This is a genomic window from Pararobbsia alpina, from assembly GCF_902859895.1.
GTDB lineage: Bacteria > Pseudomonadota > Gammaproteobacteria > Burkholderiales > Burkholderiaceae > Pararobbsia > Pararobbsia alpina.
The window spans coordinates 29730-51026 of the sequence record NZ_CADIKM010000023.1; the positions used below are offsets into that span (position 1 = coordinate 29730).

Sequence of the window (21297 nt, forward strand, 5' to 3'; positions counted from 1 at the left end):
GCAGCGGCACTGCTCGTGATCGGCGCCATCGTAGTGGTAGTGCCGCCGATCGGGTCGCCCCGCCAACGCCGCGCCTAACCTTCAGGCAGCGTGAGTTAGACGATGCTCGTCGCGCGGGTTGTGCACCTCAAACTGTGGCGAAGTGGCGAACAACGAAGGACGGGCCATGCCCGGTCCCCAGCCACACTTCGTTGAAGAATTGGTTAAGGAGCAAATGATGGAATTTAAAGCCTATCCCTTTACTGCGAAAAAATACGCCTCCAAGGTCCCGCAGTTGGGCAATGGCGTCGAGACAAAGCGACACGCGGTCACGATCGTTGGTGGCGGTCCGGTCGGCCTGACTGTTGCACTCGGCCTCGCGAATCATGGCATTCCCTCCGTATTGATCGAAGCCGACGACTCCGTGTGTCATGGGAGCCGTGCCATCTGCATCTCGCGCAGGAGCCTGGAGATCATTGAGCGTCTGGGCGCAGTGGAAGGATTCTTGAACACCGGCCTGCCATGGGCCGGTGGGCGCAGCTTCTACCGCGACACCGAAGTGCTGCATTTCAAGATGCCGGAGGATGAGAACCAGAAGCTGCCGCCAATGGTGAACCTCGCCCAATACCATATCGAGCAATTCCTGCTGGACGCCGCAGAAAAGAAAGCGGATTTGATTGACATCCGTTGGCAGACACGGGTCATCGCGATCGATTCGCGCGCAGACGGCGCCACACTTAGACTTGACTCCCCCGAAGGCGACTATTCGCTCAACACGGACTGGGTCGTCGCCTGTGACGGCGGGCGCAGCACGATTCGCGAGGCGCTAGGTCTGCAGTTGAAGGGCACGAGCTACGAGGGCCGCTATGTGATCGTCGATATCGAGCTTGAGAGCGACCGGCCGACCGAGCGCCTGGCCTACTTCGATCCGTCGTCCAACCCCGGTTCCACCGTCCTGGTCCACAAGCAGCCGGACAATGTCTGGCGCATCGACTATCAACTGCGTGACGGCGAAGACGCCGAACAGGCCGTGAAGCCGGAGAACGTGATGCCGCGAGTGCAGAGCCTGCTGGACATGATGGGCGAGCGTGGCACCTGGGCGCCGATCTGGATCACCCTCTATAAGGCCAATGCCCTGACCCTGGAGAGCTATCGTCATGACCGCGTTCTGTTTGGCGGCGATGCAGCCCACCTGGTCCCGATTTTTGGTGTGCGCGGCGCAAACTCAGGCATTGACGACGCCGACAATTTGGCTTGGAAACTCGCTTTCGTGGTCCGCGGCATCGCCTCCGAGGAACTGCTCGACAGCTATTCGGCCGAGCGCGTCTTTGCCGCCCATGAGAACCTCAGGCACGGCACCAAGAGTACCGAATTCATGGCGCCCCCGTCATTCGCCTTCGAGCTGATGCGCAAGGCCGTGTTGAGTCTGGCGATCAAGCATGAACGTTTGCGTTCGTTGATCAACCCGCGGCAGACTTCGGCCATCACCTATATCGCGTCGCCGCTAAACGCTGCGGAAACAAAGCCGGGCGCGTTTACGGCAGGTCCTGTGCCAGGTGCCGTGCTTCCCGAGTGCCCCTTGACGATCGTCGAGGGTGGCAACGCGCGGGAGGCTCACCTGACAGACCTTATCTCCCCCTGCTTCACAGCCTTGTATTTCAGCGAGGACGGTCGCGTACCTGAGGAATTTTCTGCGCTCGAAGAAGCGCTTGAAGGCGAGAAGCTGCCATTCAAGATGATTGCCCTGACCGCGCATCTGCATGTGACTAAACGCGATCACAACTGGGACCATACGGGTCGGCTCTTTGCCATGTACGGCGCCAAACGTGGCACCGCGTACCTGGTTCGTCCGGACGGTCATGTACTGGGGCGCTGGCACGCAGTAGCAGCCACAGATATTGCGGGAGCCATTCACCACGCCCTTAACCCGTGATCACGACCAAGCTGATAAAGGAGAACGCCATGACCGACAGCGACCTCGATGCCGTCTATACCCGACTGTGCAAGACCATGACCCAACTGGGCGAAGCCAGCACGTTCTTGTTTCTCGCGCGTTTTGCGATGCTCGCGATCGATACGATCGACGACCCAGCCGTCGCGCTGCGCCTCATCGGCGACGCGAGCGAAGGATTGCCTGAGTAAGCGCCGAGTCGCTGGCCCCATGTGCAAACGGGGCCGTGATAGGGTGCGTCATTGACGAAGCGGCGAACCGATACCATGACAGACAAACCGGGCTTCGGCCTTCGCAAGGGGCTGACGAACTACGGCGACAATGACTTTTCGCTCTTCCTGCGCAAGGCCTTCATCAAGGGTGCGGGGTACACCGACAGCGCGCTCGAGCGTCCGGTGGTCGGCATCGTCAACACCGGCAGCGCGTATAACCCATGCCACGGCAATGCGCCGCAACTGATCGAGGCAGTCAAGCGCGGCGTGATGCTCGCGGGCGGCCTGCCGATGGAATTTCCGACCATCAGCATTCACGAGAGCTTTTCGGCGCCGACCAGCATGTATCTGCGCAACCTCATGTCGATGGACACCGAGGAGATGCTGCGCGCGCAGCCCATGGATGCGGTCGTGCTGATCGGCGGCTGCGACAAGACCGTGCCCGCGCAACTGATGGGCGCCGCGTCCGCGGGCTTGCCTGCAATCCAGTTGATCACAGGTTCGATGCTGACGGGTTCGCACCGCTCGGAGCGGGTGGGTGCGTGCACCGACTGCCGCCGCTATTGGGGCAAGTTCCGCGCGGACGAGATCGACGAGCAGGAGATCGCCGACGTCAACGATCAACTGGTTGCGAGCGTGGGCACGTGTTCCGTGATGGGGACGGCGAGCACGATGGCCTGCATTGCCGAGGCACTCGGCATGACCGTACCCGGCGGCGCATCGCCACCTGCCGTGACCGCGGACCGGATGCGCGTAGCCGAGCGAACCGGCATGCAGGCCGTGCGGATGGCGCAGCAACAATTGACCATCGACAAGGTACTCACGCCTGATGCATTTCACAACGCGATGCGCGTGCTGCTTGCGATCGGCGGTTCGACCAACGGCATCATTCACCTGACCGCGATTGCGGGCCGCTGCGGCCTTGAAGTGGACCTGAAGGCGCTCGACCGGATGGGCCGCGAGACGCCGGTGCTGGTCGACCTCAAGCCTTCAGGCCAGCACTACATGGAAGATTTCCATCACGCGGGTGGCATGGCGGCCTTGCTCCGTGAGCTCAAGCCCTTGCTGAAGCTGGATGCGCTGACGGTCACGGGTCGCACGCTCGGCGAGGAACTCGAAGCGAGCGGGCCGGGATTCGTGCAGGACGTCATCAAGCCATTCGATCGTCCGATCTACCCACAGGGCGGCATCGCCGTGCTCGAAGGCAATCTCGCCCCGCGCGGGGCGATCATCAAGCAATCGGCTGCAAACTCAGCGTTGATGGAACACGAAGGGCGGGCGGTGGTGTTCGAGAATGCGGAGGACATGGCGGAGCGCATCGATTCCGACGACCTCGACGTCACGGCGGACGATATTCTTGTCCTCAAGAACATCGGGCCGAAGGGTGCGCCGGGCATGCCTGAAGCGGGTTACATCCCGATTCCGAAAAAGCTCGGCCGCGCGGGCGTCAAGGACATCGTGCGCATCTCCGACGGCCGCATGAGCGGCACCGCATTCGGCACGATCGTTCTGCACGTGACCCCTGAGGCGGCGGTCGGTGGTCCGCTTGCCCATGTGCGCAACGGTGACCGGATCCGGCTGAGCGTGGCCGCGCGTGAGATTTCATTGTTGATCTCCGACGAGGAACTTGCGCAGCGTGCGCGCGAGAACCCCGTGCACGAGCCCAGGGCAGGGCGCGGTTATCGGAAGTTGTTCCTCGAAACCGTGACACAGGCTGACCAGGGCGTCGATTTCGATTTCCTGCGCGCGGAGGTATCGACGGGCGTCACGCCGAAGATGGATTGAGCGCTGCGGCGGGTCGACGAAGACTCGGCCGCAGGGTGTGCATGAGCCGGCGAGAGCGCTACTTCGAACGGCCTTCCAGCATGGAGTGAAATGCCCGCTTGATGCGTTCCACGGCGACTGTCTTGTAGCCGAAGGCGTCGTTGTTCCCATGAACCAGCATGCACGCATTGACCTCGAACATGACAACGACACCTTCACGATCGAGTCCGCAATCGATGCCGAAGTAGTCCAGTCCGATCACGTCCCGCATCGACTGTAGTGCCGCTTGTTGTGATGCGCCAAAGACTTGCCACGGGTCTTCGAGAAACCGTTGTTCCTCGGCCTGCATCCAGGAACGGTTGGCCATATTGGTGGTGGCGTGGTGGACTTTCCATCCGTCGCCGATGGCAAGGTGGTACGGCAGGATCTCGTTGTTGACGAAGATGAATCGATACTTGCGGAAGTACCCGTTATTCGAACGGTAGTCCACATACGGCGTCAGATAGTGCCCGCACTGGCCATGCCGGGTCAGGAATGCATCTAGCCGTGACGGGTTATCCGCTTTCACGAAGTCCTTGCCGCCATGCGTGCCGGCCGGGCGCGCCAGCAGCGGGAACGACAAAGGCGGTTGCACGTCGCCGGAGCGCACCGCTTCCAACTCGGCCGCGGAAAAGAACCGCGTTTGCGGAACGTGACAGTGCGGTGTTCCGGCCAGACGCCGCGCGATCGAATCGCGGCTCGTGTCGGCGATCAGTCGCGGATGATTGACGACAGGCTTGCCAATGCGCTCGATCAGGGCTTGCGCGGGTCCAAGCAAGGCCTGACTCTGATCGACGTCGGCAATGAGATTGATCACCACGTCTGCATGGCTGCGCAATCCCTCGATATCGTAGTCAAAGTCCGCCAGCAAACTGACGACGTTGCTTTCGAACCCCGCCTGCTCGACGAGGTAGGTGAAGGGCGTATTGCCCCCACCCGGTGCAAAGACGAACAAGGCACGGAAATCGGGCGGAGCCTGGACCGCCGGGATCGTGATCAGCGGCTTCAATTCCAGCGCGCGGCGAAAGGTGGCCTTGGCGTCCTCATCCCGACCGAGCTCCTGCTGGAAATTGGCGATGACGTGCAAGGTGGCGGGGTTGTCAGGTTCCAGGTCGAGGACTTTCTGGAAATGTCTGAGCGCGATATCCAGCTGGTTTTTGCAGGCGTGGGCAAGACCAAGCTGCCGATGGACCGACGCGCCGTCGTGCGTGTTATGCAGAAGCCAGGTAAGCCAGCGGATGGCATCGTCGAAACGGTTGATTCGAATCAGCAACTGCGCGAGTCCGAAGCCGGCACCCCAGTGATCCGGCTCCGTATCGATCACTTCGCGATATTGAGTTTCGGCGAGATCGAAGCGTCCTTCGCGATGATGCGAGGAAGCCTGATCAACGAGAAGATCGATGGACATGATAGGGAACGGTGCAAGCCAGAGGCGCCGCGCTGAGCGGTCCACGAGGCTTGTTGGAGTAAAGGTTCTGAACTGTGCCTGTCGGCCCCGAAAGGCTGCGGCGTACCCGTATGGAGACTAGCCGGGCGAATGAAACATATCAGAAGATAGCACGCAAGAAACGCCATCTGTAATACGGACGGTTACTAATCTTACCTGGGTAATAATCGCAAGCATTGAAAGTCGCCGATATCGTGGCACACGCATATTGACTGTTGGGATCGAATCGTCAATTCCATCGACGTGCTTGCAATGCTTGACGCGTCGCCTTCAGGATTGGGCCGTGCCAGCCCGCTTACCTTCGATCAGCTTCACGAGCGTATGGAGCACGCGGTTGACCGGTGTCGGAACGCCCAGCGCTTCGCCGCGACGTACGATCAGGCCATTGAGATGATCGATTTCCGTGCGCTTGCCGCGCGAGAGGTCCTGCGCGGTGGACGAGTACTGTGACGACATGCTTGCTGCAAGCCGGCGTACCGCCTCATGGGGATCTCCTGGAATGGAGACGCCGTCCGCCTTGGCAACGGCGAGACATTCGTCCACGACGTCATGCATGATTGGGGGAACACCGACGCCTTGCACGAGTTTGCCGTAAGGCAGATGCGCAATCGCGGAGAGCGCGTTGTAAGCGCAGTTGAGGATCAGCTTGGCCCAGAGCGCTCCGCGAACATTGTCCGAGATCTCTGTGGGCACACCCGCGGCACTGAAGCGGCGGGCAATGTCTTCACTCGAGCGCGAGGGTTCGATGATCAGGTCGCCCCGTCCATGATGCAGGACGTGACCGGGACCCGCCATCTCCGCCGCGACATACACCACGGTGGCCGCGACCTCCTGTGGTATCAGCGTGCGCAGCAGATCGGCGTTCTCGACGCCGTTCTGTAGTGTCAACACCAGCGCGCTCGGCCCGAGGTATTTCCCGAGGCCGGCCGCGGCGCTTTCCGTATCGTTGGACTTCACGCAGAAGAGCACCACGTTCGCGCCTTCGACCGCACTCGCCTCGCTACTGGCCGACAGACGTACGTGTTCGTCGAAGCTTCGGGTTTCCAGCCGCAAGCCGTCGCGCTTGATCGCTTCGACATGCTGCGGGCGAGCGATCAACACGACCTCATGTCCTCCACGCGCCAGCATGCCGCCGTAATAGCAGCCGACCGCGCCCGCGCCCATCACGGCGATTTTCATAGGGGGATTCTCCTGATCGATCTATTCAAGCGCCTCGTGCGCAGACACTGGGCGCATCGGCTTCATCGAGACTTAGGGGACGAGTCTCGCCGTCAGCAGGATCGCGGCCGAGATCGCGAACACGGCCAGAAAGGTGGCGTGCAGCGAATGATGCAGCACGAGACGCACAGCCGAATATTATGCCGTGTCCGTGCCGCTCACGCTTGAAACAGGTCCCTATGGCAAATGCCGGACCAATATCGCTTTATCGCATACTGTGTATGCTCAATATTGCATTGTGCGAGTTGGTGCCCAAGGCCAGACTACCGGCCACAACTAAATTCGCCAGGAGACAAGCAATGCGCCATTCCCGCCGTATGCCCCTCGTTCGATGCGAGGGAAAACTCCATGAGTGAAAACCCGGCTGTGAACGTTCAGACGTTCATCAACGAAAGCCCGTTTCGCGGCTTCCAGTGGCTCATTTTCGCAATGTGTTTCGGGATCGTTCTGCTCGATGGCTTCGATACCGCGGCAATCGGCTTTCTCGCGCCCTCGCTGATCACCGAATGGCATATCAGCCGGCCCGCGCTGGCTCCGGTCTTGAGTGCGGCATTGTTCGGGCTCGCTTGTGGAGCACTCATCTCGGGCTCGCTTTCCGATCGTCTCGGCCGTCGTCTGCTGCTCATCCTGTCGCTGCTGGTTTTCGGTGTCGCATGCCTGGCATCGGCCTTTTCGGTGGACCTGTCTGAATTGACGGTGCTTCGCTTCGTCACCGGGATCGGACTCGGCGCGGCGATGCCCAACGCGGTCACGATGATGAGCGAATACTGCCCCGACAGCCGCCGGGCGACGATCGTCAACCTGATGTTCTGCGCCTTCCCGCTGGGTGCGGCCGCCGGGGGCTTTCTCGCTGCGTGGCTGATTCCCACGTTCGGCTGGCGCAGCGTGCTGGTGTTCGGCGGCGCGGCGCCGCTGTTGCTGGCGATACTGCTTTTTTTCAATATGCCCGAGTCGGTTCGCTATATGGTGGCCAAGCGCAAACCGGTCGAACAAATACGCGCGGTGCTCATGCGCATGTCTTCCCGGGCAGCCACCGCGGGTTCGTTTTTCATGACGGAGCAGGCGCCGGCGGTACAGGGCAAGCAAGGCATTCAACTGATGCTTTCGCGTCCCTACATTGTCGGTTCGGTCATGCTGTGGCTCGCCTACTTCATGGGTCTCGTCATCTTCTACGCATCGATCAACTGGATGCCGATCCTGCTCAAGGAAGCCGGCCTGACGCCGCAGCTTGCCACGCGGGTTTCGGCGCTGTTCCCGCTCGGTGGCGTCGGAGCCGTGCTGTGCGGCGTGCTGATGGATCGATTCAACGCCACTAAGGTCGTCGCAGCCTGCTATGCGCTCACCGCCATCAGCGTGTATGCGATCGGCCAGGCGGTCGGTAACGTCGGCTTGCTGATGCTCGTCGTGTTTGCCGCAGGGGTGCTGATGAATACCGCGCAATCGTCGATGCCCGCGCTGGCCGCTGCTTTCTATCCGACACAGGGGCGGGGGACGGGTGTGGCATGGATGCTCGGCATCGGCCGCTTTGGAGGCATTGGCGGATCGTTCCTCGTCGCCGAACTCGAGCGCCGGCATTTCTCGTTTGCGGGCATCTTCGCGGTCGTCGCGATTGCCGGACTGGTTTCGTGCATTGCATTGATCGTCAAGCAGATCAATCGTCCGCAGGACGTTACCGTCAATCGGGACGAGGGCGAGGCGCTGGTTCACTGAGACGCGCGCCGGGAGAGCCCGGTGCGCGCCGGCTGGCGGCCGATCCCGGAGATCGGCGCCCGCTTTCATCGTAACGCTTACACTGTATTTTCCTCGAAGTGGCGCGTGCCCGCTTTCGGCATGTTGGCTTGAGATGGGAAGTCAATGCGATGACGGACGCCGCGCAATTTTCCATGGTGCTCGTAGCGGATCACCTTGCCGCACAACGTGAGGCCATTGCGCAGCGCTGGCTGCGCACCGTCGAGGCCGATGCGGACATCGAGGCCACTGATCAACTGACTCATACGCAGCTGCTCGACCACCTTCCGAGTGTGTTTCGAGATCTGTGCCAGTTCCTGCGCTGGCGGGATGCCAATGCGCTCGCGGGTGAGGCCCGGGAAGATGCGCAGGAGCATGGGCAGCACCGCTGGGAGCAGGGATACCAGCTCGACGCACTGCTGCGCGAACTCGACGTCTTGCGGCGGATCGTGCTGTCCGAGGTCGGCGCCGTATCTCGAAAAGCGGATGCCATCGCCGAAGAGGGCGCGCGCACCCTGGTGGAAGAGTTCTTCAGTTTCGTCACACGCACCTCGGTCAAGCAGTTCATCGGGGAACAGCACGCACGGGACACCGACTATCAGCGGCAACTCGAAGAGGCCAATGCGCAACTGCGGATCGGCAACGGCCGGCTCGCCGATCTCGCCGCCTCCCGCGCGCTTTTGCCGTCCGCCGTGGCAGAAGAGTTGCACCTGATCGCCCGGCCGCTGTTGCGCGATGGGGCGGTCGAGAGCCCAGCCTTACCCGTCCTCGTCCAGCACCATCTCGCCGATCTGGATGCATTCGCCGCCCTGTTGCGCAAGTACGCGGCGGTCCTCTCGGGAGATGTCGAGGTCGTTGCAAAACGAACGACCTTGCGGCCTTTGTTCGATGAACTGCTGCAGGATTTCTCGGCACGGGCCGCCGCCGGCGGACTCACGCTTGAAGGCAGTTTCGATGCGGGGCTCGGGGAGGTAGTCAGTGATCCGGAACTCCTGAGGCAAATTGCGGCCAATCTGCTCCGGTATGCGTTGAGCCGGGCGCGGACAGGGAGAGTCACGTTTTCATTTTCCCGTGGCGCGGACGATCGCTGGCGCATCGAAGCATCTCATGTTGGCACGGCGCTTGCATATTTAAGTGCAGATAGTGACGCTGAGCCGCATGAGAGCAAGCAGGCGGGATTGGGCATCGATGTGGCGAAGGCATCGCGTCCTTGCTTGGCGGGACGGTCAGGGCGATCTCGACCGGGCGCCACGGCGCGCTCTGCGAAGCGACTTTGCCGCTCTGGACGGCCCGCCTATTCCGGCCCGCCGGAGCCCGCAACGGCAATGAAAAGCACTGACGGCGAACCAGACCGGGAGGGCGGTTTGTCGCTTCCATGGAAGAGGGTGCGGAACGATCCGATATTAATGTTTCGTGCAAGGCGAGGAATATTTGCAAATGTCGGCCGATAAAAGCTTGCAGCGCCTGCCCGGCAGCGAGGATCCCACTGCGGAATTCCTGTCGTTGCTCGCCCATGAGCTGCGCAATCCGCTTGCCCCCATCGGGCATGCGGCGAATGTGCTGCGCATGTTGTCCGGCGACGAGCGGCAGGGCAAATGGCTCGATGTGATCGATCGCCATGTCGCGCATCTTGCGCGGCTGGTCGAAGAACTGGTCGACGGCGCGCGTGTGCAGCGGCAGCAGGTCACATTGCGCAAACAATGGGTCGACATCGCCGAGATCGGCCGCGAAGCGCTCGAGGCGTTTCAACCTCGCATCGATGCGCTGCGTCAGCATCTCGTCGCGCAGTTGCCGGCCGGCAGCATCCGCATGGAATGCGATCCGGTAAGGCTTCGGCAAGTGATGGATAACCTGCTGGACAATGCCGTCACGCATGCGCTGGAAGGCGGCACGGTCGAACTGACCATCGATCGGCAAGGCGATGCGCTGATGATTCGCGTCAGGGACAATGGCGTGGGGATTGCACCCGAGGCGATCGCGCATATATTCAATGTCTTTTCCGCAGCGACCTTCGGCGCTGAAACTCACGCCAACCGCCTGGGTGTGGGGCTCGCCATCACGCGCAGCCTTGTCGAGTTGCATGGTGGCACCATCACCGCCGCGAGCCAGGGCATCGGCCGCGGCAGCACGTTCCTCGTGAGGCTGCCCACGAGCACGCCGCCGCCGGAGGCGCTCGTGTCGCGTTTTCCGAGCATGCACAAGACGGCGTCCACACGCATCTTGATCGTCGATGACAACGCCGATGCCGCCGAGGCGCTCTGCACGCTGCTGTCGCTCGAGGGGCATGTGGTAAAGCAGGCCCATACCGCGAACGATGCGCTCTATGCGGTCACGGCATTTGATCCGGCCGTCGTCCTGCTGGATATCGACCTGCCTGATTTGAGCGGCTATGAGGTCGCCCGGCGCCTGCGCGCACGAGTCGGGCACGAGAGACTGCGCATCGTGGCGCTCACGGCCTTTGGTTCCGCGCGTGCCCGTGCTCGTGGGCAATCGGCAGGCTTTGACGAATACCTCGTGAAGCCCGTGGCGCTCGATGTGCTCGAAAGGGCACTCGTCCTGCCTGAAAAAGGCCTGGAACCCGGGAATTCGCCTGAACGCTGACGTGGAGGGGGCCCGCGCTTCAGTAACCGCCGGTGTCCCGCGGAGTCGAACCGGCGGAGCCCGCTCCTCTGCCCCCGCCCGTTCCTTTGTCTCCGCCCTCGTTGGTGCCGCCCTGAGTCGAGCCACCGCCGACCGTGCTACCGGTGGCGCCCCCCGCTGTCCCGCTGGTGTTTCCTGTACTGGTCGATGAAGCACCGCTGTCGGATACCAGCACCACCTTGCCGATCGATTGCGCGTGCACGTTGAACGAGGCCACGACCAGTGCAGCCGATAGCAGGCCGGCGGGTAGGGCGCGGATGAGGATGAAATGATCGATATTCATATGCACTCCTGCGGCGGCGCCGTGTGAGGTGGATGGCTAAAGGTAGCAATCCGCGTACCTCGGCTCGGATGCAAGCCGGGTACGCCGGTGGGCCGCCGTGCCGGGCGGAATGACGATCAGGACTCGCCAACCGCCCTCGAGGCTGACATGGCGCGTAGGGGCGCAGGCCTGCCGAACATGTCCTCTCCCGCCTGGATGAAGAGATTCTCAAGATACTTTGCGATATCGGGTGCGCCGGTCATTTCTCCAAACGTGCCCCGCGTGATCGGACCGAATGCGAAGAGCCCCGGTACGAGTTCGCCGTCGCGATTCCTGATCCTGCTGCGAACGTCGACATCGAGCCCGAACCCCGTCTCGTCGAGTCGTGCGCGGCCTGCATCGAGCAGCGAGCGTACCAGCGGATCGGCCGCGATATTGCGCGCGGGCCCCGTGCAAAACACGATGCGCTCGAAGGTGCGCCGCTCGATCTGGCCGCCTGGTTGCCGCAGTGTTGCAAGCAAACCGCCATCCGTGCGCTCGATGCCGGCGATCCCAAGCGTCTCGATGGCGATACGCCCTGAATCGATCGCTTCCTGAAGCGCCGCGTGGACTTGCGGGGCGACACGAAAGCGATGGACATCCCAGAACGGAAGCAGCCGCTTGATGACACGCTGTTTTTCCCGCTGAGGGAGTGCACCCCAGATCCGGGGAAGATCGAAACGCAGCGCGTCGACTGCCGGCTGCCAGCCGATGCGGTTCTCATCGCGGGCAATCCGGTCTCGAAGCATGCGCAACAGCCGTCGCGCGGTCTGCGGAGGCGGCGCTTCATCGAGAAAGTCGGCCGCGTCTGAAAAAATGCCGTGGGGCTGGGCCAGCAGTCCGCGTCGCGAAATCGCCGTGATCGGTCCACGGTGGTTGCGCGCCAGCAGGCTGACCGCGCAATCGGCCATGGTCAAGCCGGTACCGACGATCAGGACCGATGCGTCGGGCGCAATGGTTTTAAACGCGTCAAGTGCCCATGGATTGGCGATGAGCGCGGGGTCGCGCAATGCGCTTTCGGACACGGCGCAGGGTAGAGCAGGGGGCGCGTGGCCGATGCAGAGTGCAACACGATCGGCCGCGAGGGCGATGCCATTGTCGAGCGCCACCTCATGCCCCGATGTGTTTGCACGGATCGCCGACGCGGACGCTTGCCGGTGGTTGAAGCTGACGCGATCTCCCGCCGCGGCGAGCGCGTCGCGCAGTGTCGCGAGGACATAAGTCCCATAGTGCTCACGCGACACGTAGTGAGCCCCATTTTGATCCGTACAACCGGAATCGAGCGTGTCGTGCTCGATCAGCCAGCGTGTCGCGTGGGCTCGATCGCTACCGAACAGGCTCATGCGGTCGCTCGGGACATTCATCCGGTGCAGCGGGTCGCGGGTGCTGTAAGCAATGCCGCGGCCGAGTTCGGCATTGCGCTCGATCAACTCGAACTGGAGCCGTGGAGGCGTGACGCCATCGCGGACTTTCTGGCTTGCGCGGATCGCATGGATCACGAAAGCGAGTCCCGTGAAGCCGCCGCCGATTACGGCGATCCGCAGCGGATCGGTGGTCTCGGCTACGGCGATGGTAGGGCTCGTGGAGGGTTTCATGGTGCTTTCACTATGCTGGATGCAACTCGATATGATGATCAATCGCCTCCGTGCCGGTCAATCGGAGTCTCTCAATATATTGTGATATCGATTTCTCGAATCGGTCTTTGCCATCCAGTTCGGACGTGATAATGCTCTATTGGCGTCATTTAGAATGTACAGAAGCATCGAGTAGTAGCCCAATATTTGTGTCATTTACAATGCACGAATGCTTCGAACCGAGGCGCCATAAATTCCCTATAGTCTCTGCCTACCTAGACCTTTCCCGTGGGAATCTCGATGAAACGCTTCCAGGCTTTCATAAACTTGTCTGTAGTCTCGCTCGCTTTGGCGAGTGCGGCCGTGTCGCCCGCGCATGCCGATCCCCGCGAAGTCGTGATCGGCTATCAGGACATGGTGGTGCCCTGGCGCTATGCGCAGGCGACGGGTGAAGTCGAGAAGGCGACCGGCTACAAGGTGACCTATCGTAAGCTTGGCGGCGGCGCCGATGTGATCCGCGCGCTCGCCTCGGGCTCGATCCAGCTCGGCGAAGCGGGTTCGAGCCCGATTGCGGCGGGCCTTTCGCAAGGCGTGGACATTTCGCTGTTCTGGATTCTCGACAATATCAACGACGCCGAAGCGCTGGTGGCGCGCGACGGTTCCGGCGTCACGAAGATCACCGACCTCAAGGGCAAGAAGATCGGTTTGCCATTTGTCTCGACCTCGCACTTCCATGCGCTGGTTGCGTTGCAGGACGCGGGTGTCAATCCGTCGACGGTGAAGATCGTCAATCTTCGCCCGCCCGAAGTGGCAGCGGCATGGGAACGCGGCGACATCGACGCGACGTATATCTGGGATCCGGTGCTCGCCACCGTGAAGAAGAACGGCAAGGTGCTGATCACCTCGGGTGAAGTGGCGAAGGATTCCGGCAAGGCGACCTTCGACGGTTTTGTCGTTTCACGCAAGTTCGCGCAGGACAAGGACAACGCCGCGTTCGTCGAAAATCTCGTCAAGATCCTTGCCGCGACCGACGCGCAGTATCGCGACAACAAGAGCGCATGGACGGCCACGTCCGCGCAGGTGCAGGCGGTCGCGAAGGAATCGGGCGCGACACCGGCTGATGTTCCCGCGAGCCTCGCGCTCTATGCGTTCCCGTCGGCGGCTGAACAGGCATCGCCGACCTGGCTCGGCGGCGGCAGGCAATCGGGCGCGGCGAAGTCACTCGCGGCCACCGCGAGCTTCCTCAAGGCACAGGGCACGATTCAGAATGTGTTGCCGGACTACTCCGTCGGCGTGGACCCGCGCTTCGTCCAACAGGCCGCGCGGTGACCACACTCGACATCCGCGGACTCGGGCTCACGTATGAAGGCGCGACGAGTGCCGCGATCGAGGGTGTGAACCTGCGCGTTGAAAGCGGCGAGTTTGTCGTCGCGCTCGGTGCGTCGGGCTGCGGAAAGACGACCTTGCTGAACTGCATCGCGGGTTTTATCGATCCGACCGAGGGGGAGATACGGCTCAACGACGAACGGATCGACGGGCCGGGTGCCGAACGGGGTGTCGTGTTCCAGAAGTATGCGCTGATGCCGTGGCTCGACGTGCTCGACAATGTCGCGCTCGGCTTGCGCTTCCAGGGTGTCGGCAAGCGTGAGCGTACGAAGATCGCACGCGAAATGCTCACGCTGGTCGGACTCGACAACCATGCTCACGCGAAGACCTATGCATTGTCAGGCGGGATGCAGCAACGCGTCGGCATTGCGCGGGCTCTGGCGAGCGATCCGCAGATGCTCTTGATGGACGAACCGATGGGGGCGCTCGACGCCTTCACGCGAGAAGCCATGCAGGAACTCGTGCTCGATGTCTGGGGCCGCACGCGCAAGACGATCTTCTTTATTACGCATAGCGTCGAGGAGGCGCTCTTTCTCGCGACGCGGCTGGTGCTGATGACGCCCGGACCGGGACGGATCGCCGAGAGTCATGCCTTGCCGTTCGCACGGCGGTTTCTCGAATCGCGCGATGCACGTGCTGTCAAATCGTCGGCCGAGTTCATCGAATGGCGCGAGCGGCTCGTGCATCGCCTTCATCAGCCGAACGAGGCCGTGCAATGAGTGCGGTCGAACCGGTAGACAGCGTTCCTGCGACGGTCAAACGGAACCAGCGGAACAAGCGTCGCGGCAAAGCTCGCGGGCTGCCGGGCGAGGGTTCGACCTTCGGCTTGAGCGTGATATCGGTGATTGCCATCGCGTCGCTATGGTGGGCGGCGACCGCGCTTCACTGGGTGCCGCCGCTGTTCCTTCCTTCACCGCAAGCCGTCTGGGCTGCGTTCATCGATGCGTGGCATGGGCGTATCCAGGGCGGCCTGCCGCTGTCCGAGCATTTGCTGTGGAGCGCGATTCGCGTATTCGGGGCTTTCGGGCTTGCCGCACTGACGGGTATTCCCGCTGGCATCCTGATGGGGGTGAGCCGCGTGGCGCGCGGACTGCTCGATCCGCCGCTCGAGTTCTATCGGCCGCTGCCGCCGCTCGCCTATCTGCCGCTCGTCGTGATCTGGTTTGGCATCGACGAAACGGCAAAGCTGCTCGTCATCTACCTGGCCTGCTTCGCGCCCATCGCGATGGCCGCGCGCGCGGGCGTACGCAGTGCGACGGCGGAGCAGGTGAATGCGGCCTATTCGCTCGGTGCAAGCTTTGCGCAAGTCGTGCGGCACGTCGTGTTGCCCGCGGCTTTGCCGGAGATCCTGACCGGCTTGCGCATTGCGATCGGCTTCGGCTGGACCACGCTCGTCGCCGCGGAGATGGTCGCCGCGACCGCCGGGCTCGGGCAGATGGTGCTCAACGCATCGAGCTTCCTGCGGACCGATGTCGTGGTGATGGGTATCGTGCTGATCGGCTTGATCGCATGGACCTTCGATCTCGGGATGCGGGCCATGGAGCGCCGGCTGGTGCCGTGGAAAGGGCGGGGCGCGTAAGGCCCCGCACTCGATTAGGCTTAGTAGGCGCCCATGTAATCGCGCTTGCCGATTTCGATCCCGTGGTGACGCAGGATCGCGTAGGCAGTCGTGATGTGGAAGAAGAACTGCGGCAGGCCGTAGTTGTACAGGTAAGCGGTACCGGCGAGCTTCTTCTCCTTGGGTGTGCCCGGACGCAGCACGATCTCCTTGCTTTCGCTGCCGTCGAACTGGGCGGCCTCGAATGCGCCGATATAGGCGAGGGCCTTGGCGATCAGCGCTTGCAGATCATCGAAGGTGACTTCAGTGTCGGCCCACGACGGTACGTCGACACCCGCCAGACGCGAGCTGATGCCCTTGGCGAAATCGGCGGCGATCTGTACCTGGCGCACCAACGGAAACATGTCCAGAGCGAGGCGGCCTTGCAGCAGCGCGTTCGGGTCGATGTTCTTTTCGGTGACATGAACCTCGGCTTTCTTGAGCAGCTCGGACAAGGCGGTCAGCATTTGCTTGAAAACCGGGACGGATGCGCTGTACATGGGATGGGTCATGGTTACTCTTTCGGTCGATGTTGAGGGTGGCGGTGCAAACCAGGCCGTACCTTGAAGGCAAGGCGAATCCCGGAGGCCGGTGCGAACGATCGTCGGCCTCGACGGCAAGTCGGTGGCTATTCTATCGAAGCGCGCGGTGAACGGTGTGACCCCTGTGCGAAGCCTTCGCGCGCTTTGTCCATCCAGGCTCGCGTTATCGGCGGGGCTGCCGGTTCACGCCTGAGTTCGCGCGACAGCAGAGCTGACCAGCGGGCTGCCCGGGGCCGCCGGGCTCGCGATATCATGGCGCGGTCCTGAAAACGAGAGAGCGAGAGCGAGATGACACGCGTACTGGTAATCGGCGCGACCGGGCATGTGGGCACCTATCTGGTCCCCCGTCTGATCGAGGCCGGGCATGAGGTCGTGACGGTCAGCCGGGGTAGGGCCAAACCCTATGTGGCGAGCCCCGTGTGGGAAGCCATTCGGCACGTGCAGATGGATCGTGAGGCGATGGAGAAGGACGGCTCGTTTGGATCGTCGATCCGCGCGCTGAAGCCCGACATCGTGATCGACATGATCTGTTTCACGCTGGAGAGCGCGCGACAACTGGTGTCGGAACTGTCGGGACACGTGAGCCACTTCCTGCATACGGGCACGGTCTGGACACACGGCCACTCTGTCGTGGTGCCGACACGCGAGGACGCCGCGAAGCAGCCCTTCGGCGAATATGGAACGCAGAAGGCGGCGATCGAGGTCTATCTGCTCGAGCAGGCACGCAAGAAGGGCTTTCCCGCGACCCTGATCCATCCGGGTCATATCGTCGGACCGGGGTGGGCGCCGCTGAACCCGGCGGGCCATTTCAATCCGGCCGTGTTCTCCACGCTTGCACGCGGTGAAACGCTTTGCCTGCCGAACTTCGGGCTGGAAACGGTACACCATGTTCACGCCGACGATGTCGCGGCGCTGTTCATGGGTGCGATTGCCAATTGGAGTGCGGCCGTCGGCGAAGGCTTCCACGCGGTGTCGAGCGGCGCGTTGACGTTGCGGGGCTACGCCGAGTCGATGTCGCGCTGGTTCGGTCACGAGCCCAAGCTGACCTTCCTGCCGTTCGACAAGTGGGCTGAGACTCAGGCACCCGAGGAAGCGGCGGCCACCCTGGAGCATATTGGGCGCAGTCCGAACTGCTCGATTGAAAAAGCCCGCCGCCTGCTTGGCTATGAACCTCGCTATACCTCGCTCCAGGCAGTCGAAGAGGCCGTCACGTGGTTGATTGCGCACGGGCAGGTCAAGCGCTGAGAATGCCAGTCTGCCGGTGATTGCGCTGCAATTCGCCTGGGTCCATGGCATGGGGTGAGCCATGGACATCCAGCGAAAACTTTCGACTCGGCGGAAAAGCGTGAAATATCGTAAAAAAGTTGTTAGCCTGCGTCTGTTGACGCGAAGCGGTTTGGCTTCCTTAACGCGATAAAAATGTCGTTAGGGTTATTGAATATTATTTGTGTGCAATTGATCTAATTCGATTTGGTTAGCCTGCGTACGGATCCTTATAAGCGCGCTGGCGCCCGGGCGAGCACTCGAGCACTGACCCGGGCAAGCACGCCGTCGCTGGCCATCGCGTGGCCCGTGCTGCTCCTGTTCGCCTCGGGCGCTGCATCATTGATCTACCAGGTCCTCTGGATCAAGCAGCTTACGCTGGTCGTCGGGGTCGAAGTTCAGGCGATCACGACCGGGGTGAGTGCTATTTTTGCGGGTCTCGCGCTCGGCGGCTGGCTGCTCGGCCGCGTGGCTGACCGCAGCAGCCGACCCTTGCGCCTCTATGCTGGGCTCGAAGCCGCGACGATGTTGCTGGCAATCGCGAGCACGTTCGTCTTGCCGCGCGCAGCAGGGACGTTTGCCCTATGGCAGGACCAGGCAGGACTCGCCGCGTGGGCATTGTCTTGTGTGGTGGTCGGGCTGCAGGCGGTCTTCATAGGCGGTACGCTGCCCGTGATGCTGCGCGCACTCGGTCCAACGGTGCGCGATATAGGCCGTTCGGGTGGCCTTCTGTATGCGGCCAATACGGCGGGTGCGATCGCCGGCACGCTGGCTGCCAGTTTTGTGCTGATTCCTTTGCTCGGCGTCCAGGGGAGTGCATTCGCCGCCGGGGTGTTGAATGCTGGCGCGGCACTTACGGCAATGCTTGTGGAACGCGGCCGATCCGCACAGGCACGCCTGTCCCAGACTGTAGAGGCGCACCCGGCCCCCACGACTTCGACAAGCGACGCCCTGTGCGCACCGTCAGGCGTGTCGACGCATGGCGAAGCATCGCACCCAGCGGATCTCATCGATACGACTGCGAGCGCTACGCACGCATCGATCGGGTCCGCTCGCCTTGCGCTTGCGCTGTACGCCATCGCGGGTGGCATCGCGCTGGGCTACGGGGTCGTGTGGTCGCAGGCGATCGCACAATTCGTCAGCACGCGGAGCGTTGCCTTCTCGGTCGTGCTCGCCACGTACCTCTGCGGACTCATGGCCGGCAGCGCGCTGGTGTCGCGCCGCGTCGACCGCGTACGCGATCCGTGGGGGGCCTTCGGCTTGCTGATCGCGTCGGCGGGTCTGGTCGCGCTGCTCGAGATCGCCTGTCTCGGCGACTGGCTATTCCAATGGCAAGGCCAGCTCCGCGGCGCGGTGCTGGCGGCGACCGGCAGCCTGTTGAGCGCCATGTGCGCGAGCTTCGCGCTCGCTGCCCTTTGCATGGTCTTCGTGCCGACGCTGCTGCTGGGTGCCGCCTTGCCCTTCGCGCTGCGCCTCGGCGTGGACAGCCGCCATATCGGGCGCGACGCCGGCATCGTGGTAGCGGCGAACACGGCTGGCGGTATTGCGGGGACCGTTCTCACCGGCTTCATGCTGGTGCCCGCACTGGGCGTCGTCAATACGCTCGCGGTGCTTGCCGTGCTGGCGGGCGTCGTGGGGCTCGTCGCCGCGCTGAGGGGCCCCGGCATGCGGCGCTTCGCTTGCTTGGGCGTACCGGTCTTGACGGTGGTGACGCTCGGTGCGGCGATACTGACGCCTGCCGACCGGCTCGCCACCTTGCTCGTCGCGGCCCGCGGAGGAAACCTGGTCTTCTACGAGGAGAGCCAGGGCGGTGCGGTAGCCGTCGTCGAACAGGGCACCCGCAACACGCGCTTCCGGCGCCTGTATATCCAGGGCGTTTCCAATTCGGGCGATGCGATGACGTCGCTTCGCTATATGCGTCTGCAGGCGTTGCTGCCTCTGATCATTCTGCGGGACACACCGCACAGTGCATTGGTAATCGGCGCGGGTACAGGCATTACAGGCGGTGCCTTGCTGAGCTGGCCGGGGCTTGAACACCGCGTCGTCGCCGAATGGATGTCCGCCGTGGTGTGTGCCGTGCCGCGGTTCAAAGGCAACTACGGCATGAGCACCGATTCGCGTATCGAGATGCGGTTGCGCGACGGGCGGCGCGAGCTGCTGCGCAGTGCGCAGCACTACGACCTCATCACGCTGGAGCCTCCGCCGCCTTCGGCGGCAGGCGTCGTGAACCTTTATTCGTCAGACTTCTATCGCCTCGCCGCATCGAGGCTGGAGGCGGGCGGCATGGTCGCGCAATGGCTGCCGCTGTCCACCCAGAATGAAGAGGATACGCGCTCGCTGATCAGGAGCTTTGTGGAGGTATTTCCGTACGCGAGCCTGTGGACCACCGAGCTGCATGAGACGATGCTCGTCGGCTCGATGAGGCCCATCGAATTTGATGTGCAGCGCATCCGCGCGCGTTTCGCGCAGCCCTCGGTCGCGGCGGCGCTGGAGGAGGTTGGCATTGCATCGCCCGCAGCGCTGCTGGCGGGATGGATCACCGATCGCGCCGGACTCGAGTATTACGCGGCGGATGCCCCACCGGTTACCGACGACCGGCCTCGTATTGAATACGCGACATGGGTGCGCGGCAACGAGTTTCCGGGTGTGCTGAGCCATCTGCTGGCGTTGCGCACGGAACCGCCGCTATCCGGCGCGGACGACGCCTTCCGCGCGGAGGTGGCGGCGCAAGGCACGACGCTGCAGCGCTTCTACCAGGCGAGCCTCGATGCCTATCGCGGCGATCGCGAAGCGTGGCGCGAGAACATGGAGAGCGTCATGCGCGATGACCCGGGCAACCCTTACTACCGGTGGTTCGACGGCCGCTAAAGCGAAAATTCCTTGCGCACCGCCTTCGTGATCAAGGCCACGTGATCGTCGATCAGCCAGTTGCCTTTCTCCGCGGTCGAACCCTGCGCCCGCGCCAGCACCCCTGACTTCGGCACCATGTCGGGGTCGACCGGATGGCGATCGTACGTAGGGAACACGGCGGGGCCATCGCTGGGCACGAGGTCCATGTCGACGAGATCGGGCCGGAACACCAGCATCATCGAGGTCTCGAGCAGACTCGCATGTTCGAGTGCCGTACCGGGAAAACCTTCGGGAAATAGCCGGTCGAGCGTCGCCGTCTCAACGAAGTCCCAGTATTCGAGCCGCAGCACGACGAGATCGTCGATGCCGTCGCGATGCAGTTCACGCATCGCGAGATCGACGCCTTCGGTCATCGGCCAGGTATTTTCGAAGTGCCCGTTGACGATGACCAGGCGTTTGACGCCGTGATATGCCAGGTTGCGGATCACGTCGCGCAATACCAGCGACAGTGTATGCGCATCGACGCTGGTCGTGCCCGGGAAGGCCTGGCCGCCGCCGGAACGCGGCTGCGACTTGTAGCCGTAGGGGATTGTCGGCGCGACGATGCCGCCGACTTCCTGGGCGACGCGCGTTGCGATGCCCGTCGGCAGGATCACGTCCACGCCGAGCGGCAGATGGGGTCCATGTTGTTCGGTCGCCCCGACGGCGAGGAAGACCGGCACGTTCTGCGCGATCTTCTGCTGGTACTCCGGCCAAGAGAGTTCGTCCATCCGAATGCTTGCAGTCATTGCACTTTCCTTGATGTT

General features: G+C 62.7%; 17 protein-coding genes. 11 read left to right on the plus strand and 6 right to left on the minus strand.

The annotated features are described in order from the left end of the window. Positions 1–166 precede the first annotated feature (166 nt). From HV670_RS19885 to HV670_RS19895, 3 genes are all read left to right on the plus strand, one after another. A complete protein-coding gene (locus tag HV670_RS19885; RefSeq protein ID WP_425511445.1) occupies positions 167–1912 on the plus strand; it encodes an FAD-dependent oxidoreductase in 1746 nt (581 codons plus the stop codon). Positions 1913–1941: 29 nt separating this feature from the next. Continuing rightward, positions 1942–2121 carry a hypothetical protein gene (locus HV670_RS19890; protein WP_175106589.1) on the plus strand — a complete coding sequence of 60 codons (180 nt, stop codon included), beginning with the start codon at positions 1942–1944 and terminating at the stop codon, positions 2119–2121. 75 nt (positions 2122–2196) lie between these two features. Next, positions 2197–3927 carry an IlvD/Edd family dehydratase gene (locus tag HV670_RS19895; RefSeq protein WP_175106590.1) on the plus strand — a complete coding sequence of 577 codons (1731 nt, stop codon included), beginning with the start codon at positions 2197–2199 and terminating at the stop codon, positions 3925–3927. 58 nt (positions 3928–3985) lie between these two features. Here the strand turns inward: HV670_RS19895 and HV670_RS19900 are convergent, their stop codons facing one another. Continuing rightward, the gene (locus HV670_RS19900; protein WP_175106591.1) at positions 3986–5353 is read right to left on the minus strand and encodes a tetratricopeptide repeat protein; all 1368 of its coding nucleotides are present in this window, start codon (positions 5351–5353) and stop codon (positions 3986–3988) included. Between the two features lie 309 nt (positions 5354–5662). Continuing rightward, entirely contained in the window at positions 5663–6571 is a 909-nt protein-coding gene (locus tag HV670_RS19905; protein WP_175106592.1) for a ketopantoate reductase family protein, read from the minus strand. A gap of 387 nt (positions 6572–6958) precedes the next feature. Here HV670_RS19905 and HV670_RS19910 point away from each other — a divergent pair, with 387 nt between their 5' ends. The 3 genes from HV670_RS19910 to HV670_RS19920 all read left to right on the plus strand — a co-directional run bounded on the left by HV670_RS19910 (position 6959) and on the right by HV670_RS19920 (position 10939). Continuing rightward, positions 6959–8320, plus strand: coding sequence for an MFS transporter (locus tag HV670_RS19910; protein ID WP_175106593.1), 1362 nt, complete (start codon positions 6959–6961; stop codon positions 8318–8320). A 149-nt stretch (positions 8321–8469) separates the two neighbouring features. Further along, on the plus strand, positions 8470–9789 hold the full coding sequence (locus tag HV670_RS19915) for an RsbRD N-terminal domain-containing protein (RefSeq protein ID WP_217478466.1): 1320 nt from the start codon (positions 8470–8472) through the stop codon (positions 9787–9789). Beyond that, the gene (locus HV670_RS19920; protein WP_175106595.1) at positions 9776–10939 is read left to right on the plus strand and encodes a hybrid sensor histidine kinase/response regulator; all 1164 of its coding nucleotides are present in this window, start codon (positions 9776–9778) and stop codon (positions 10937–10939) included. Before HV670_RS19915 ends, HV670_RS19920 begins: the two co-directional genes overlap by 14 nt. 19 nt (positions 10940–10958) lie before the next feature. On the opposite strand, the gene HV670_RS19925 is transcribed toward HV670_RS19920, so the two are convergent. Both HV670_RS19925 and HV670_RS19930 read right to left on the minus strand, forming a co-directional pair. Continuing rightward, on the minus strand, positions 10959–11261 hold the full coding sequence (locus HV670_RS19925; RefSeq protein ID WP_175106596.1) for a hypothetical protein: 303 nt from the start codon (positions 11259–11261) through the stop codon (positions 10959–10961). A gap of 116 nt (positions 11262–11377) precedes the next feature. Next, the gene (locus HV670_RS19930; protein WP_175106597.1) at positions 11378–12874 is read right to left on the minus strand and encodes an FAD/NAD(P)-binding protein; all 1497 of its coding nucleotides are present in this window, start codon (positions 12872–12874) and stop codon (positions 11378–11380) included. Between the two features lie 279 nt (positions 12875–13153). On the opposite strand from HV670_RS19930, the gene tauA reads away from it, so the two are divergent. Genes tauA through HV670_RS19945 form a run of 3 tightly spaced genes read left to right on the plus strand, consistent with a single transcriptional unit; the run spans position 13154 to position 15818 of the window. Continuing rightward, on the plus strand, positions 13154–14182 hold the full coding sequence (tauA, locus tag HV670_RS19935) for a taurine ABC transporter substrate-binding protein (protein WP_175106598.1): 1029 nt from the start codon (positions 13154–13156) through the stop codon (positions 14180–14182). Next, complete coding sequence (locus tag HV670_RS19940; RefSeq protein WP_175106599.1) at positions 14179–14958, plus strand: taurine ABC transporter ATP-binding protein; 780 nt, start codon at positions 14179–14181, stop codon at positions 14956–14958. Before tauA ends, HV670_RS19940 begins: the two co-directional genes overlap by 4 nt. After that, positions 14955–15818: an ABC transporter permease subunit gene (locus tag HV670_RS19945; RefSeq protein ID WP_175106600.1), complete on the plus strand. Its 864-nt coding sequence runs from the start codon at positions 14955–14957 to the stop codon at positions 15816–15818. The genes HV670_RS19940 and HV670_RS19945 overlap by 4 nt, the downstream gene beginning before the upstream one ends. A gap of 20 nt (positions 15819–15838) precedes the next feature. Here the strand turns inward: HV670_RS19945 and HV670_RS19950 are convergent, their stop codons facing one another. Further along, the gene (locus HV670_RS19950) at positions 15839–16348 is read right to left on the minus strand and encodes a DUF1993 domain-containing protein (protein ID WP_175106601.1); all 510 of its coding nucleotides are present in this window, start codon (positions 16346–16348) and stop codon (positions 15839–15841) included. A 318-nt stretch (positions 16349–16666) separates the two neighbouring features. Here HV670_RS19950 and HV670_RS19955 point away from each other — a divergent pair, with 318 nt between their 5' ends. Both HV670_RS19955 and HV670_RS19960 read left to right on the plus strand, forming a co-directional pair. Then, positions 16667–17623, plus strand: a complete 957-nt coding sequence (locus HV670_RS19955; protein ID WP_175106602.1) for an NAD-dependent epimerase/dehydratase family protein — start codon at positions 16667–16669, stop codon at positions 17621–17623. Positions 17624–17950: 327 nt separating this feature from the next. Then, positions 17951–20509, plus strand: a complete 2559-nt coding sequence (locus HV670_RS19960) for a fused MFS/spermidine synthase (protein WP_175106603.1) — start codon at positions 17951–17953, stop codon at positions 20507–20509. Here the strand turns inward: HV670_RS19960 and HV670_RS19965 are convergent. Then, positions 20506–21279 carry a creatininase gene (locus HV670_RS19965; protein ID WP_175106604.1) on the minus strand — a complete coding sequence of 258 codons (774 nt, stop codon included), beginning with the start codon at positions 21277–21279 and terminating at the stop codon, positions 20506–20508. The genes HV670_RS19960 and HV670_RS19965 overlap by 4 nt on opposite strands. Between the last annotated feature and the right edge of the window lie 18 nt (positions 21280–21297).